General features: G+C 58.1%; 19 protein-coding genes. 14 read left to right on the top strand and 5 right to left on the bottom strand.

The features are described 5' to 3' along the window. Positions 1-229 precede the first annotated feature (229 nt). The 7 genes from WX88_RS08350 (at position 230) to WX88_RS30755 (ending at position 3,419) form a co-directional block, all read left to right on the top strand. Positions 230-475 carry a DUF433 domain-containing protein gene (locus WX88_RS08350; protein WP_046243908.1) on the top strand — a complete coding sequence of 82 codons (246 nt, stop codon included), beginning with the start codon at positions 230-232 and terminating at the stop codon, positions 473-475. Next, positions 472-651, top strand: coding sequence for a hypothetical protein (locus tag WX88_RS08345; protein ID WP_046243907.1), 180 nt, complete (start codon positions 472-474; stop codon positions 649-651). Before WX88_RS08350 ends, WX88_RS08345 begins: the two co-directional genes overlap by 4 nt. Positions 652-665: 14 nt before the next feature. Further along, positions 666-1,016, top strand: coding sequence for a YbbC/YhhH family protein (locus WX88_RS08340; protein WP_052732488.1), 351 nt, complete (start codon positions 666-668; stop codon positions 1,014-1,016). A gap of 296 nt (positions 1,017-1,312) precedes the next feature. Beyond that, positions 1,313-2,011 carry a hypothetical protein gene (locus WX88_RS08335; protein ID WP_046243906.1) on the top strand — a complete coding sequence of 233 codons (699 nt, stop codon included), beginning with the start codon at positions 1,313-1,315 and terminating at the stop codon, positions 2,009-2,011. Between the two features lie 169 nt (positions 2,012-2,180). Further along, positions 2,181-2,426: a DUF433 domain-containing protein gene (locus WX88_RS08330; protein ID WP_046243905.1), complete on the top strand. Its 246-nt coding sequence runs from the start codon at positions 2,181-2,183 to the stop codon at positions 2,424-2,426. Beyond that, complete coding sequence (locus WX88_RS08325; RefSeq protein ID WP_197076719.1) at positions 2,423-2,797, top strand: DUF5615 family PIN-like protein; 375 nt, start codon at positions 2,423-2,425, stop codon at positions 2,795-2,797. Before WX88_RS08330 ends, WX88_RS08325 begins: the two co-directional genes overlap by 4 nt. Before the next feature lie 91 nt (positions 2,798-2,888). Continuing rightward, a complete protein-coding gene (locus WX88_RS30755) occupies positions 2,889-3,419 on the top strand; it encodes a hypothetical protein (protein WP_197076718.1) in 531 nt (176 codons plus the stop codon). Between the two features lie 261 nt (positions 3,420-3,680). Here WX88_RS30755 and WX88_RS08320 read toward each other — a convergent pair whose 3' ends face one another. The 3 genes from WX88_RS08320 to WX88_RS08310 form a co-directional block, all read right to left on the bottom strand. Continuing rightward, the gene (locus WX88_RS08320; protein ID WP_046243904.1) at positions 3,681-4,001 is read right to left on the bottom strand and encodes a hypothetical protein; all 321 of its coding nucleotides are present in this window, start codon (positions 3,999-4,001) and stop codon (positions 3,681-3,683) included. 680 nt (positions 4,002-4,681) lie between these two features. Then, positions 4,682-5,341: a hypothetical protein gene (locus WX88_RS08315; RefSeq protein WP_046243903.1), complete on the bottom strand. Its 660-nt coding sequence runs from the start codon at positions 5,339-5,341 to the stop codon at positions 4,682-4,684. Between the two features lie 747 nt (positions 5,342-6,088). After that, complete coding sequence (locus WX88_RS08310) at positions 6,089-6,283, bottom strand: DUF433 domain-containing protein (RefSeq protein WP_046243902.1); 195 nt, start codon at positions 6,281-6,283, stop codon at positions 6,089-6,091. Positions 6,284-7,037: 754 nt separating this feature from the next. Here WX88_RS08310 and WX88_RS08300 point away from each other — a divergent pair. From WX88_RS08300 to WX88_RS08280, 5 genes are all read left to right on the top strand, one after another. Beyond that, entirely contained in the window at positions 7,038-7,613 is a 576-nt protein-coding gene (locus WX88_RS08300; protein ID WP_046243900.1) for a Crp/Fnr family transcriptional regulator, read from the top strand. A gap of 106 nt (positions 7,614-7,719) precedes the next feature. After that, on the top strand, positions 7,720-8,121 hold the full coding sequence (locus WX88_RS08295; RefSeq protein WP_046243899.1) for a RidA family protein: 402 nt from the start codon (positions 7,720-7,722) through the stop codon (positions 8,119-8,121). Between the two features lie 218 nt (positions 8,122-8,339). After that, complete coding sequence (locus WX88_RS08290) at positions 8,340-9,287, top strand: quinone oxidoreductase family protein (RefSeq protein ID WP_046243898.1); 948 nt, start codon at positions 8,340-8,342, stop codon at positions 9,285-9,287. A gap of 227 nt (positions 9,288-9,514) precedes the next feature. Next, a complete protein-coding gene (locus tag WX88_RS08285) occupies positions 9,515-10,042 on the top strand; it encodes a DUF421 domain-containing protein (RefSeq protein WP_046243897.1) in 528 nt (175 codons plus the stop codon). Positions 10,043-10,322: 280 nt separating this feature from the next. Then, positions 10,323-10,838: a hypothetical protein gene (locus WX88_RS08280; protein WP_046243896.1), complete on the top strand. Its 516-nt coding sequence runs from the start codon at positions 10,323-10,325 to the stop codon at positions 10,836-10,838. Positions 10,839-11,074: 236 nt separating this feature from the next. Here WX88_RS08280 and WX88_RS08275 read toward each other — a convergent pair whose 3' ends face one another. Together WX88_RS08275 and WX88_RS31750 are read right to left on the bottom strand one after the other, a co-directional pair. Beyond that, positions 11,075-11,290 (bottom strand): hypothetical protein, encoded by a 216-nt coding sequence (locus WX88_RS08275; protein ID WP_046243895.1) that lies wholly within the window; start codon positions 11,288-11,290, stop codon positions 11,075-11,077. A gap of 57 nt (positions 11,291-11,347) precedes the next feature. Further along, positions 11,348-11,476 (bottom strand): hypothetical protein, encoded by a 129-nt coding sequence (locus WX88_RS31750; RefSeq protein WP_262489826.1) that lies wholly within the window; start codon positions 11,474-11,476, stop codon positions 11,348-11,350. Between the two features lie 179 nt (positions 11,477-11,655). Between WX88_RS31750 and WX88_RS08270 the strand changes: the two genes are divergently transcribed. Together WX88_RS08270 and WX88_RS08265 are read left to right on the top strand one after the other, a co-directional pair. Continuing rightward, complete coding sequence (locus WX88_RS08270; RefSeq protein WP_052732487.1) at positions 11,656-12,198, top strand: GNAT family N-acetyltransferase; 543 nt, start codon at positions 11,656-11,658, stop codon at positions 12,196-12,198. Positions 12,199-12,417: 219 nt separating this feature from the next. Beyond that, positions 12,418-13,740 (top strand): TPM domain-containing protein, encoded by a 1,323-nt coding sequence (locus tag WX88_RS08265; RefSeq protein ID WP_046243894.1) that lies wholly within the window; start codon positions 12,418-12,420, stop codon positions 13,738-13,740. Positions 13,741-13,753 lie beyond the last annotated feature (13 nt).

Raw genomic sequence — 13,753 nt, 5'->3', positions numbered from 1 at the left:
GAGCTATTTGCCTACCTAAAAAAGATAGGTAAGCTGCCGCCCAACGCGGAGCTGAAAAGAGCTTCTTAACACGTCAAATCCTGATTCAACAACACCCGCCCCGCCTCTGCTTCTTCGGACGCACGCGCACCAGGGCGGGTTTTTTGTTGGGGTAGTATCACGAAGCCGCCTTCGCGCCGGGGACGGTTGGGGGCGTGGGGCGGCCCCGTCGCTTTCTTATCTTAGCCACATGGAAACTGTTGCTTCAGCCGCGCATCCGCGCATCACCCTCGACCCGAATATCTGCCACGGGCAGCCCACGGTGCGCGGCCTGCGCTACCCGGTGCAAAACGTGCTCGAATACCTGGCGTCCGGCATGACGGAGGCCGAAATCCTGGCCGACTACCCCGATTTGGAGGCCGAGGACCTGCGCGCCTGCCAGGCCTACGCGGCCGATATGCTGCAAGTGCGGTCCATCTTCCGGCTGGCGCCGTGAGCCCAGCCGATCCGCTGCGGTTTCTGGTCGATGCGCAGCTGCCCCGACGGCTGGCCGATTTCCTGGCCTTTCACATCGGCGGCGACTGCCTGCACACCCTCGACCTACCGGCCGCCAACCAGACGCAGGAAGCTAGGTTCACCAGCCGCCTTCGCCCCGGGCGCGGCTGGTTTTGAGGGTAGTTTGCGAGATGAAGCAGCACGTTTTTCTTTCCCTCGTTACGGCGGTGCTATTAGCAGCAAGCAGCACCAATGCCCAAACCCCTAAGGCCAAGCTGCAAGAGCCAAGTGCATCACCGAGTTTCATACCTGCTGGCGGGTTCGTGCCTGACGCAGCTACCGCCATTAGGATAGCCGAAGCGGTTTGGTTACCCATCTATGGCAAAAAAGTATTGACCGAAAAGCCCTACACGGCGCGACTAATTGGCAAAGGCGTGTGGGTGGTGGAAGGCTCCTTGCGTGAAGGCCGGGATGGCGGTGTGGCTTACATAGAAATAAGCAAGCGAGACGGCCGCATCTTAGAGGTTATTCATGGTAAGTAACTGAAGCTTTTGCAGTCGCCCCAGAAGCGAGCGGCTGGGTTGTTTTGGAGCCCGTGGGGCCGTCCCGGAGCCCTGCTTGGGTTCCGGGGCAGGCGCTGGGGCGGCCCCAGGCCCGGCCTCGAATCGGAGGAGGGTTCTGGGGCCGCCCAGGACCTTATTTACAATCGGAGGAGGACTCTGGGGCGGCCCCAGAGCCTCCTCGGAACCTAAGTTGCGGTCTGGGGCAAAAGACAGGTAGGAATATGAAGAATAACGGCTACCTTATGGCACATTATTCATTTAATACCAAATTGCTTATGACCCCTGAATCTACCGGTGCGCCGGCACCCGACTCCTCCGGCAACGAGCCCACCTACACCCCCAACCTGCCCTTCGGCCAGCTGGAACTGGCCACCCTGGCCCTGGGCGCGGCCAACTTCTGGCAAACCTCTGAGGTGGGCGACCTGCTTTGGAAAACCAAAGCCGCGTTTCTGGCCCAGGCGCAGGCCTATTTTGACAGCCTCGACACCGCCGACGCGGCCCGCGACGACCGCGGCCCCCAAGTCCAGCGCCTGCGCACCCTCGACGCCCAGATTGACAAAGCCCTGACCTTCGTGAAAGGCTACTTGGCCGAAGACCACGACGACGAGGCCGACGAAGCCTACTACGCCGAGTTCGGCATCAAGGCCGAGGGCAAAAACCAACGCCTGCCCGGTGCCCGCCCCGCCCGGGCTAAAGCCCTGGCCAAGCTGGTGGCCGCCGTCCACGCCCACGGCTACGACGAGCGCAAGTACGGCAAGGCCTTCTGGACGCCCATTGCCGCCGAATACAAGACCCTGGTCGGCCAGCGCGCCAAAACCGAAAGCACCGCCGCCGGCGAAACCGGCGAGAAAAACGTGCAGGAAAAGCCCGTGCGCAAGGTGCTCAAGGCCCTCATCAGCCTCATCAAAGCCCACTACCCCGACACGTACAAGAACGTGTTGCGTGAGTTCGGCTTCCAGAAGGAAGGCTACTAGGCCCCGGCTCCGGCCTGCTCATGCCCCAACTGGTTCCCCAGCCGCTTCCGTTTCGGGGGCGGCTGGTTTGTTTTTGGGAAACCCACGCGGAATTACAAGAAACTATAAGTTTCCCCAGTCGCTGCGGCGCCGGGGGCGGGTGGGACCGGCCCTTTCGTATCTTAGCCACATGGAAACTGTGGCTTCAGCGGCGCATCCGCGCATCACCCTTGACCCCAACATCTGCCACGGGCAGCCCACCGTGCGCGGCCTGCGCTACCCGGTGCAGAACGTGCTCGAATACCTGGCGTCCGGCATGACGGAGGCCGAAATCCTGGCTGACTACCCCGATTTGGAGGCCGAGGACCTGCGCGCCTGCCAGGCCTACGCGGCCGACATGCTGCAAGTGCGGTCCATCTTCCGGCTGGCTTCGTGAGCACCGCCGAGCCGCTGCGGTTTCTGGTCGATGCGCAGCTGCCCCGACGGCTGGCCCAGTTTCTGGCCTTTCACACCGGCTGCGACTGCCTGCACACCCTCGACCTGCCCGCTGCCAACCAGACGCAGGACGGTAGCATCACGCAGCTCTCGATGGCGGAGAAGCGGGTTGTCATCACCAAAGACGCAGGCTTTGTGAACAGCTTCATACTCCACGGCCAGCCGTACAAGCTACTGCTCGTGTCCACGGGCAACATCAGCACGAACGATTTATTGGCGCTTTTCCGGGAGTTCTTACCACAGCTCACAAAGCTGTTCGCGCATCACTCGTACCTGGAATTGTCGCGCACGCTGCTGGTGACGCACCGGTAAGCAGAAACTTTCGCTTCCTCGGCCGCCTTCGCGCCGGGGGTGGTTGGGGACTTCCCCAATCCCAGAGTGAAATGTTTAGATTCGTGTCACGATGAAAAACCAAGTTCTGCTATTCTTGCTGCCATGCGTCAGCAGTTGCACCTCACCGGCTGATACTGCGCAAACGTTGCCCCAGGGAAGCTACTACTTTTCGTTGAGCGTGGCCGATACCAATCCCATGCACGGGACCGATGTGGAGTTTGTGGTCGAAGTGCCGTGGTGGAAAAAGAACAAGGTAAGGGACGGCGGTGCGCTTTATTGGTATTCCAACTTCAAGCGGCCGAAAACACCTCAGAAAGCTGTATCAGAAGAAGCTCGGGTGCCATTAGACACACTATGCATTGTATTAAACCGAGTGCAATTAGATACGATTTACCAATTGGCCCGTCACGTTTTTGCAGTTCCGCCAAAGCCATTCCTGGTAAAGGACTCGTTTCCGCCACCTCCTCCTTCCCACGATTTAGATAACTACCTTGTAGTAACATTTGCTCCCAACTTCACTCGGGCGCGTCGCTTGAGTGCTCTGGCTATAAAGAGCACAATGAAGCCAGCCACAAACTTACGGCTTACCTGGAAAAGGTAAAAGCAGGTTTTCTGCACCGATAGGAAATCCCCAAGCTTCTCTCGGCCGCCATCGCGCCGGGCGCGGCTAGGGTGCGGTTGGATGCGGCGTGCTTGGATGGAATTGTTTGTAGCCTCGCCGGAGTATAGCCAGCGCCGACCAAAACGAAAGCCGAGGTCCGTGCACCGCTGTTGGGTGGTGTACGGGCCTCGGCTTTGTGCGATTTTACCAGTAGCGGCCAACTCGTAAGGAGCAGAAACGACCGGTCAGGTGCCGCTTCCGCTACGAAGTGTGGCGGCCGACATTAGAGGTGCTGTCGTTGGGTTGGTTGTTGCGGAACTCCTTATCGGAGCTGTCGGCACCGCGCTCGTCGGAGGCATTAGCGTGGGAACCTTGGGGGCTGTGTTTTTCGGGGTCGAATTTTCCTTTCTTGGCGCCACCGCTGTGGCCTTCCCGGCTGGGCACGTTTTCGCCGCGGGTATTGGTGGCATCACCGGCCACTGGGCCTTCGTGGGGGCCGGAGGGCCGGCCATTTACACCAGGGGCTTGATTGGCTTCTGGGGCACTGTTGGGGGATTTGGGGGGCTTCTGGTCGTCTTTCATGGCGTGGGTTGAATGGGTGGTAATCGGATAGGAGAGTAAGGATTAATCTGCTTGGGCTGTACAGTCTATGCAGGGGATAGTACGGAAAGACTTACGCGGCAGTTGGTAGTGTTGAGCTTCAAGGCGAAGTAGTTACTGTGAAGCTGTGTAGCAAGTGGCATGACGTAACGAGCGTAGTACGTCCTTCTGAATAGCCCACGCATTGGTTACATAATCTTGTGGCAACACAACATTCCTTGCCTTACTCTTTCTAGGCCTCTGATTTCTATCCGCCGAAACCATCTCAACCGCAGGTCGCTTCGGCTTGGGCGTAGCCCTGAACTAACAGAAGCCTTGGGGGAAGGTGGCCCGTGTACTGAAAGATAAAATACGCTGCCATGAACAACGAAGTAGGAGAGTTCTGTGCGCGGGAGCTTGCCAGGCAATGCAAGCCATATCTATTTGTTTAATACCCAGCCGCAGGTTCACGGTGGAAAAGCAAGCCGCCGAAACGCTGGAGCCCCTGGGCCCTGGTGGCGCAAAACCAGTCCGACATGGCCTGCCCCCTAGATAACCCGGACGGCGGCGAGGCCTGGGGGGCGTAAAAGAAAATAATCCTCAGCTACAACAAAAAGAGGCAGTCTAATTAGACCGCCTCTTTTTGTTGTAACGCTTACTACTTATTAGGAAAGGAATGAATGCTATATGAGTGCCGAATACGGCGTGGTTATGCGCTCAATGGTATAATCATTAAAGGATTCTGAGCCTAGTACTTTCTTGGTATCAAATCGGCCTATACAATCAATCACGGCTTCAATCACCTCTAAAGGGACCTTCTTACACCATTTGCCATCCGACATTTCGCCGGAACCAATGTGCCACCCCAATCTATAAACAGCCATGCTTAATGAGTCAAAATCCTCCCAGATAATCTGTTTGCGTCCTGAATTCTCGTGTTGATAGTAACCAGTTAATCTGTAAAGGATATGAGATTCGACAATCTGTTCGACTGGTTCCGGTGGGTAAGGAAGGGGCCCATAACGTTCAGCCCAATGTTCACCGCTAATAGTTTCTACGGTATAATCAAAATAATTATTAAATGAATCGCGCCGTTTATTGTTGGCTTCATCTTGACGGCATCTTACGTAAATCCTCAAGTCATCGAGTTCATGATAAGCCCCAACTAGAATGGCATTTACCTCATTCACGCTGTAAACGGGAGGGGCGTAGCTTTCATAATAAGACTCTGGGTATGGCTTTTGATTACTCGGCACCACATACACGTACTCAGTAACGACATAGTATATTCGTTCAGGATGGTCGTGAGCGTTGTACTTATGCTTGTATTCCGGTTCTAACATTGCAGTCAGTTATAGTAGATGGTAATCAAAGGGAAAAGATTCTATAACCCCAACATTTTCTTGTATCGCGTAGCGGATTGAGCCTTTCCTTCATCCGTTCTGGTGTCGTGGGCGGGGAGGGTTCCTTGCAGCAAATAACTTGTTGGCTAAGTCATAACCATCTTGAGTCATGTCTTGCGCTCGTTGAAGCCCATATTGTTCGTCTATCTGCAAAGGGTCATGCGTGCCCTGACCTATTTTGAACACGTTTTGGATAATCTAAGAAGCGGAATGTTCGTCGGAGGATAGTTGGCGCGAGTGAAAGAATTCATCGACCTCTAGCTCTTCCTTATAATTAGATAGCAGGTGGTCACGGCTTTGGATAAGGCGCAAGCTTATTTCCTTTCCTGGGCTTTGGGATTTGGTAAGGGCATGGTCAGGTCACTTAAATGGGCTTTGTTACTCATCGTGCTGGTCAACCTGCCACGAGGGACTATTTCTCACTTGGCTAAGTTAGTGTTCGCCTAATATAATTAGTAATAACCCCCACTTCTCTAGCCGATTCCGCCCCGGCTGCGGCTGGGTTGCGTAGAGGGCAAAAAGAAAGGCTCCGTTCGCCCTACATGAATTTCCCAAGTGGTACTTGAGTGTTCGGGAGTTACAGAGCCTTTCTGTAATGAGGCGCCCCGGTTGGTCTAACCGAGGACTTTGTCGTGGCCCGCACCGGGCTACAAGGCTCGGGAAGGTCACGGGGCAAATGTAATGGGATTAGGCCGCGTAGTGTAGGGCGGCTTGCAAATCAAGGGCTTCGAGGTCGGGCATCTCGGCCAGAATCTGCTCGGCGCTGAGGCCGGCGGCAAAGAGTTGGAGCACGGCGGCCACGCGGATGCGCATGCCGCGAATGCAGGGCCAGCCGCCGCACTGGCGCGGGTTGGTGGTGATGCGATGCTGTAAGGATTCCATACGGCTAAGATACTAGTGTTGCATGCAGCCGCTGCCATACCGGGAGCGGCGGGGGTAGGACAGTGGGCCCGGGCGTATATTGCTTGCTAATCATCAGCCACCGGTAATCTATCCCGCTTCATGGAGCCTTTTGCTACCCCAGCCGCCGACCACCTGCAAGAAGAAATATGGGAAGTATACCCGCTTATCAGTCCTACCAAATTTCTCGTGCTATGCGTTCTTACCCTGGGCTTGTACGGCCTATGGTGGCAATACAAAACGTGGCGATTTTTCAAGCAGTGGCAACGGACGGATACATGGCCCGTTGCACGAGCTGTGTTCAGCTTATTTACCGTCAATGAGCTACTGAGAGCTATCAATCAGTTTGCTTATTCTACTGGCGAGTACACTCCCATCCCTAACCCAACCGGGCTAGCGGCAGGCTATATCATCCTGAATTTACTCGCTAGGTTACCCGACCCACTATGGATTGTTGCCCTAGGGGCGTCAGGGTTTCTCGTGCCCGCATACAGAGCATTTCGGAATGCTATGCTACAGGTACCCGCTTACGGCGGCCGTAATCAGAAAAAATTCAGCGCGCGGCAAGTTGTTGTGCTAATGTTGGGTCTTGTATGCTGGAGTTTGGTGCTTATTGGTCTGACGATGGGTGAATAAACTACTACTCCAGCCGCTGCCGCCCCGGGCGCGGCGGGGGTAGCTTGCTAGGACCGTGATGGCTGTCCCCCGACCTTAGTGGCTGCATAAGTAGGAAGCCATGCAGCAGCAGTTACGAAAGCATCTGGAACAAATAGTGTCGCTGACCGACGAGGAGTTTGCGCTGGTGCTGGCGCAGTTCACGAGCCGGCACCAGCGCAAGCATCAGTTTCTGATTCGGGAAGGGGAGCGGGTGCGGGAGATTTACTTCGTGGTGACAGGGCTGCTGAAGCTGGTGCATACCGACGCGGCGGGCCGGGCCCACGTCGTATCGTTTGCGCTGGAAGACTGGTGGGAGGGCGACTTTGCGGCCTACCTCGCCCAAACGCCGGCCACGCTGTCGCTGCAATGCCTCGAAGACACGGCCGTGTGGTGCCTGTCGCTGGAGGGCTACGAGTACCTCTGCCGCCACCTGCCCCAGATGGCGCGGTTTTTCCTGGTCAAATTCGCACGGGGCGGGGTGGCCGCGCAACAGCGCATCCTGTCGCTGCTGTCGCTGCCGGCCCGCGAGCGATACGAGCTGCTGCTGCGCCAGTACCCCACGCTGCCGCAGCGGGTTTCCAAAACGCTGCTGGCGGCCTACCTGGGCGTATCGCGCGAAACCCTGAGCCGGCTGGCCGAGCCGGGCCCAAAATAGTGAGCTAGATCACAGAGAGTGAGCGGAGCTGGCCGGGACCTTTGCTTCCGCAATCTCACCCCGCGCAGCTGCCCCAGTGGGCCGGGCGCACTTAACAACCTCTCTAATGGAAAAGCGAGCAATTAACCCGTGGCAGTGGCAAGCGCAAAGCGGTTACCAGCAAGCCATAGAAGTCAAGCAAGCAGCAGCTACCCTCTACTGCGCCGGACAGGCCGCCATCGACGCCGAGGGCAAGCCCAGCACCGCCGATATGCGGTCCCAGGTCCAGCAAGTGCTCAGCAACGTGGAGCAGGTGGTAACGGAAGCCGGTTACCAGTGCCGCGACATCGTGCACCTGCGCCTCTACACCACCGATACCGCCGCGCTCTTTGGCGAAGGCGGGTGCTTCGACGTATTTACCGATTGGGTGGGGCGGCACGGCATTCAGGCGGCTGCCACCATGGTAGAAGTAAGCTTTCTGGCCTTCGAGGGGCTGAAAGTGGAAGTAGAAGCCACGGCCGTACGCTAGTAGTGCTCAATAGGTCGGTATCCCCAGCCGCTGCCATTTCGGGAGCGGCTGGTTTGCGTTGAGGTGCGTGCGAGCTATGGAGAGGGGAGGAGGGCCGCCTGGCGGATGCGGCTTAGCCGGGCGAGCAATTCAGCGCTATGCTGCAAATCGACGTTGAAGATGGCTTAAAACCAGGGATAGCTGAGTTGGTTTAGGAGGAAATTAAACCCACTTTCCTCATGAAGGCAGTACAATTTTCTGAGCACGGCGAAGCCGAGGTTTTACAATTTGTTGATGTACCCACGCCCCAGCCCACGGCCGGGGAGGTGCTGATTAAAGTAGCAGCAGCAGGGGTCAACTATGCGGATGTGTTGCAGCGCAAAGGCACGTATCCAATGCCCGTGACGCTGCCGCACGTAGCAGGTTATGAAGTAGCGGGCACCATTGAAGCCTGCGGGGAGGGCGTTACGAACGTAGCCGTGGGCCAGCGCGTGATGGCCATGGTTCCCAGCGGCGGCTACGCCGAGTACGCCGTGGCTGCGGCCGCGCAGGTTATTCCGCTACCCGACGGGCTCGGCGATGCCGAAGCTACTGCCTTGCTGGTGCAGGGGCTCACGGCCGTGGGCTTGCTCAACACTGGTAGCTATGGCTCAGTGCTGGTGTTGGCCGCCGCCGGAGGTGTGGGCTCAGTACTGGTGCAAGTGGCCAAAAACCGCGGTCAGCAGGTAATTGCGGCAGTGGGCAGTGCGGCCAAAAAAGCAGCCGTACTGGCCAGTGGCGCCGATGCGGCCGTGAGCTACGCCGACGCCGACTGGGTGCAGCAAGTGCGCGACGCGACGGACGGGGTGGGCGTATCGGCCTCGTTCGATGCCGTAGGGGGTAAAGTGGGGGCCGACGCCCTGCAAACATTGGGTGCGGGCGGCACCGGGGTAATATACGGAGCGGCCAGCGGCGAGCCCACCATGCTGGCCGCGCAACAGCTCATAGGTCAAGTGCAGGCGGTGCGGGGCTACACCCTCTTTTCCGAGGTGTCTAAACTCGCCGCCTATGCCGGCGAGCTGATTGGCTACCTCCAGGCCGGTAAGCTGCAACTACCCGTGCAAACCTACCCGATTGCCGAGGTGCAAACCGCCCACCGCGACATGGAATCGCGCCGTACTCAAGGAAAAGTAGTGTTGCTCTTTTGAGTAACTGCGCACCCCTGACTACTGCCAGCCGCTCCCGCCCCGGGAGCGGCTGTTTTGCGTTTGGGGCGTTGGCCCATAGAGGCAGTGCTTTTGAGAGTATGAACCACTACTTGCTGTGGGTACAGCCCCGCACCGCACCATCTGGGCCAGCCGGCACCCCCTAACCGGGCGTATAAGGCTGGAGTCGTTCGCTATCCGGCCGGCTCTTCTTCCTAACTACGAACCTTATGTTTGAGCGAGTTGACTGGCATGCCGTCTTTGTCCCTTCCACGCCCCTGCTCGAAATATTGGTGCGGGGCTCGCTGATTTACCTAGCCCTGTTTCTGTTGTTGCGGGTCGTGCTCAAGCGCGAATCGGGGACGCTGGGCATTACCGATATGCTCTTCGTGGTGATGGTTGCCGATGCCGCGCAGAATGGCATGGCCGGGGAGTACCGCTCCGTCACGGAGGGAGTTCTGCTGGTCGGCACCATCATTTTCTGGAGCTATTTCCTGAACTGGCTGGGCTACCATTTTCGGTTCTTCGACAAGCTGATTAAGCCCGATAAGCTGCTGCTCATCAAGAATGGGCAACTGATGAAGGATAATATGCGCAAAGAACTCATCACCCGCCAGGAGTTGATGAGTGAAGTCCGCGCCAATGGCCTAACCGACATTGCCACCATCAAGGAAGCGTACATGGAGCCCACGGGTAAAATCAGCATCATCTGCAAGGAAGAGACGCAGAATCCGCCCGAGACCCCCCCGCCCGTGTAGCCCCATGGTGCACTACACTTGCCGTTGGGGGTAAGGAAGCTCCCGATGGTTGCTCGTGTCCATCGGTTCCCAGTTCTGCTGGCACCAGCAAATCCACAAACTGTATGGCCAGAGCAATCAATTTCTACGGTCTGGGCCGCACCGCGCCGGTCTTTCCATGTCGTGTTTGGCCTCCTAGCCGTTCATCGTCAACGTGTTGTTTAGTCAGACTTCGTCAACTCCGCACCGATTTTAGGAGAAGCGAGTAACAAGCTCAGCCCTTTAGAATATCTTTGCGTCTATGAAAAAAACAGTTACCCTCCTTGCCGTGCTGTGCGCGGTAGCCCATACTAGTTTTGCCCAAGAGGTTAAAACAGATAAGATTGTCAAGCTCAATGGTGAAACAGTGTCGGCCAAGGTTACATCCGTGACCGACCGTGATGTTTCGTTCGTTTACCCCGGCGAGGAAGCTGTCAATGTCATCAGCGCCAATCAGGTAAAGGAAATTGACTTTGCAAGCGGCCGGGTTCAGACGCTGGCCACGCGCGTGGAAATTCACAGTGAGGAAGACTGGGGAAAAGTTGTCATCACAACTATTGAGAGCGATGTGAAAGGCTTGGTGAGCAAAGGAGATGTGGTAGCCGCCGCTATCCCGATGACTGCCTTTTCCAGCCAGGCAAACATGGATGCGCGAGCGACCGAAAAACTGAAACGCAAAGCTGCCAAGCTAGGAGCGCACATGATACTGTTAACTGGCGACCAAGCCTCTATACTGGCGGGCAAAACGGTAAAAAAAGGTGTGGCTTACAGCTACTAATAGGTAATCAACACCGTACGCCTTTCCGAATGGAAGGCCCTCTTTTCCAGATTTTTCCAGATTGAATCCGCCGCGGCCATCTTGGTCGCGGCGGGCTTATTTTGGGGTGAGACTGGTGCTGGGGTATTTCAGGAAGCAACTACGCTGATACCCCAACGTCTGCCTGCTTGACCCGGAGACAGAGCGACTTCGGCGAAAATAGCTAACAGCAGGTAGTGTATGCTATTCGCCGGACGCTATTGCAAGAGCCAGCGCACGGCCTCCGCCTCAGAGTCGAACGAGCGGTAAACCAGCGGCAGCCCCTGAACGTTGGTGGTGACGTAGGCCGTGGCCAGCCGGACGAGCACGTTGGGCGAGACGACGACGGCCCCTCGGCGATACCCTCCCTCTACGGCCCGCGGTAGCCATTTGTGCGCTACCCACTGTTGTTCGGCGGCGGTGAAAGACCGCATGTTCGTCTGGTTAATCAAAATCCGGCTCCAACGCCGCCGTTGCAAGCTCCGTATTAGCTACAGGTCCTGCGCATCGTGGAGGCCCCGGGGCTGATTGCTCCATTCGATGCGGATGAACCCCGCCGGGTCTTCTCGAAGCTGACCGGCGGGATTGGCAAAATGAACAGGAGACGGGGTTGTACTCATTAATCGGCGAAGTGTAATAGGAGTACTACGTTTACTGTGCTGATTGCGGCTGCCCCGGGGGCCCGGCCAGCTATAATCCCGCGGCAGTATTCCAGCGCCGGAGAATACGGAGTTACATTACAACCAAAAAGGAATAACCTCGCGGGGCCAACTGTCCCGCGGCCCCGTATAAGCAGCCCATGATTCCGCTGATAACCCATACGCCTCGCCTGCTGATTCTGGCGGCCAGTCGTGCGTTGCTCACGGCCGAGCTGCACAAGCCGCAGTATTTTCCCGTGTTGCTGGGGGCCGCCTTGCCAGCCGACTGGCCGCCCGGCGAGTATGATGATGAGGCGCGCATTTTCTTCCTGGAGCAGCTCACGGCCGGCGGCCGGACCGCCGCTGGCTGGTACAGCTGGTACGCCCTGCGCAAAGCCACCGCCGACGAGCCCCGCACGCTCATCGGTGCCGGCGGCTTCATGGGCCCGCCCGATGCCATCGGCACGGCCGAAATCGGCTATTCCATCGCGGCCGACTGGCGCGGGCGGGGCCTGGCCATTGAGCTGGTGGCCGGTCTGGTGCAGCAAGCCGCCAACACCGGCATGGTTCGGCGGCTCATCGCGCACACCGCCGCCGATAACATCGCCTCACAGCAGGTACTGCTTCGCAACGACTTCCAATCCGCCGGCGTGGCTGATGACGGTCGCCTGCGTTTCGAGCGCGCCATAGCGCCTGCTGGCTAAGCGGTGTCGCACGGCGGATGTTGTCGCCTCCCCGCGCACACCAACGAGAGAGTTGCTATCATCAGTTCTGGCATTTTCAGGCTCAGGACTTGAGCAGCTTAGCCATTGTGGCGAGAAGCAGGTGAGCGGCTCAGCCGCCAGAGTGGGAATAGCCAAACTGGCGGTGAGGCCGTAAAAGGGAGGCGAAATCATTTTTTCTTCTACTTTACTTGATGTGCCATGCACCGTTTCTTATTTCTCGCCATCCTGTTTTTTACGGCTGGGCTGGGCCGACCCGTGACCGCGCAAACCGGCGCAGAGGGGCTCCCCCCCCGGCCCTCGCCCTTCAAATTTGTGAATGACCAAGCCCAGCTGATGGCCCCAGCCGATGCCAAGAAGCTGGAGAGCGGCCTGCGCCGCTACGCCGACAACACCGGCACGCAGGTCGTCGTCGTGACGGTGCCCACGCTGGGTGGGCGCGACGTAGCCGATTACGGCCGGGCCCTGGGTACGGCCTGGGGCGTGGGCCAACGCGATAAAAACAACGGTCTCGTGGTCCTGGTAGGGGCCAAAGAGCGTAAGGTCACCATCCAGCCCGGCAGCGGCTTGGCCAGCGTCATTACCCCCGAAGTAACCAGCCGCGTCATCGGTCAGATGACTCCCAGCTTCAAGCAGAGCAACTACTTCGCCGGGCTCCGCACTGGTTTGAACACGCTGATGGCAACAGCTAACCCCAATTCCAAGCCCAAGAAAGACCAAACGGCCGAGTCTACTACGCCCTCAACGGCCTCGACGGGCGCGGCAGCCTCAACTAGTATTGGGGCTGCCAGAGAGGCTTTAGTCGACCAAACGCCCGGCCCGGCCGTGCCTAACGACCCGGTGCTGACGCCTCCCCGAACCGAGCCCGTTTCGTCGGGCCCCGGCATGGGCACGCTCCTCATCGGAGCCTTGGTAGTGGGCGGGATTCTGTGGTTTATCCTGCGCATGTTCCGCAATCGGAATAATAACACAGCTGCTACTTCTCCCGGCGGAACCCCTAATTTCCTGCCGAACCGGCCCAACGGCCCCGCTGGCGGCTACGGCCCTGGACAAGGCCCCGGCAATTACGGTGGGGGCAACTACAGCGGTGGTAATTACGGCGGTGGTAATTATGGTGGGGGCTACGGTGGCGGCCCCAACCAGGGCGGCGGTATTGGCATGGGCGGCATTCTGGCCACGGGTGCCGCGGCGGCGGCCGGAGCCTACCTCGGCAACCGCATGGCCGAAGGACACGATACCTCGGGCAATGGCCTGACCGATAATGGCACGGCCCACAACTTTGACTCCGGCACGGCGGCCGGCGCGGGCCTCGCTGGTACGGGCGCGGCCGAGGATTATTTTTCCTCCCGCAATGGCGGCGCCGATAATACCGCGCCCGACTACTTCTCCGATGATTTAACGGCGGATGATTCCTCGTCGGACTACTTCTCTTCCGATGACAATTCCTCCTACGACGACATGTCCTCCGGCGACACCGGCGGAGGTGGTTTCGACAGCGATGATGACAACAGCGGCTCCTGGTAAGGAGGCCTTTGTG

The sequence above is a fragment of the Hymenobacter terrenus genome (assembly GCF_000972495.1).
In the GTDB taxonomy this organism is placed as follows: Bacteria; Bacteroidota; Bacteroidia; order Cytophagales; family Hymenobacteraceae; genus Hymenobacter; species Hymenobacter terrenus.
The sequence above is the reverse complement of the archived record's forward strand: the minus strand, read 5'-3'. Positions and strand labels throughout refer to the sequence as shown.

Bases quoted from the DNA above. Each gene is read 5' to 3' on its own strand.
- WX88_RS08350 (WP_046243908.1), top strand. From the start codon at position 230: ATGGAAACTGTTGCTTCAGCCGCGCATCCGCGCATCACCCTCGACCCG.
- WX88_RS08340 (WP_052732488.1), top strand. From the start codon at position 666: ATGAAGCAGCACGTTTTTCTTTCCCTCGTTACGGCGGTGCTATTAGCA.
- WX88_RS08335 (WP_046243906.1), top strand. From the start codon at position 1,313: ATGACCCCTGAATCTACCGGTGCGCCGGCACCCGACTCCTCCGGCAAC.
- WX88_RS08330 (WP_046243905.1), top strand. From the start codon at position 2,181: ATGGAAACTGTGGCTTCAGCGGCGCATCCGCGCATCACCCTTGACCCC.
- WX88_RS30755 (WP_197076718.1), top strand. From the start codon at position 2,889: ATGAAAAACCAAGTTCTGCTATTCTTGCTGCCATGCGTCAGCAGTTGC.
- WX88_RS08320 (WP_046243904.1), bottom strand. From the start codon at position 4,001: ATGAAAGACGACCAGAAGCCCCCCAAATCCCCCAACAGTGCCCCAGAA.
- WX88_RS08315 (WP_046243903.1), bottom strand. From the start codon at position 5,341: ATGTTAGAACCGGAATACAAGCATAAGTACAACGCTCACGACCATCCT.
- WX88_RS08310 (WP_046243902.1), bottom strand. From the start codon at position 6,283: ATGGAATCCTTACAGCATCGCATCACCACCAACCCGCGCCAGTGCGGC.
- WX88_RS08300 (WP_046243900.1), top strand. From the start codon at position 7,038: ATGCAGCAGCAGTTACGAAAGCATCTGGAACAAATAGTGTCGCTGACC.
- WX88_RS08295 (WP_046243899.1), top strand. From the start codon at position 7,720: ATGGAAAAGCGAGCAATTAACCCGTGGCAGTGGCAAGCGCAAAGCGGT.
- WX88_RS08290 (WP_046243898.1), top strand. From the start codon at position 8,340: ATGAAGGCAGTACAATTTTCTGAGCACGGCGAAGCCGAGGTTTTACAA.
- WX88_RS08285 (WP_046243897.1), top strand. From the start codon at position 9,515: ATGTTTGAGCGAGTTGACTGGCATGCCGTCTTTGTCCCTTCCACGCCC.
- WX88_RS08280 (WP_046243896.1), top strand. From the start codon at position 10,323: ATGAAAAAAACAGTTACCCTCCTTGCCGTGCTGTGCGCGGTAGCCCAT.
- WX88_RS08275 (WP_046243895.1), bottom strand. From the start codon at position 11,290: ATGCGGTCTTTCACCGCCGCCGAACAACAGTGGGTAGCGCACAAATGG.
- WX88_RS31750 (WP_262489826.1), bottom strand. From the start codon at position 11,476: ATGAGTACAACCCCGTCTCCTGTTCATTTTGCCAATCCCGCCGGTCAG.
- WX88_RS08270 (WP_052732487.1), top strand. From the start codon at position 11,656: ATGATTCCGCTGATAACCCATACGCCTCGCCTGCTGATTCTGGCGGCC.
- WX88_RS08265 (WP_046243894.1), top strand. From the start codon at position 12,418: ATGCACCGTTTCTTATTTCTCGCCATCCTGTTTTTTACGGCTGGGCTG.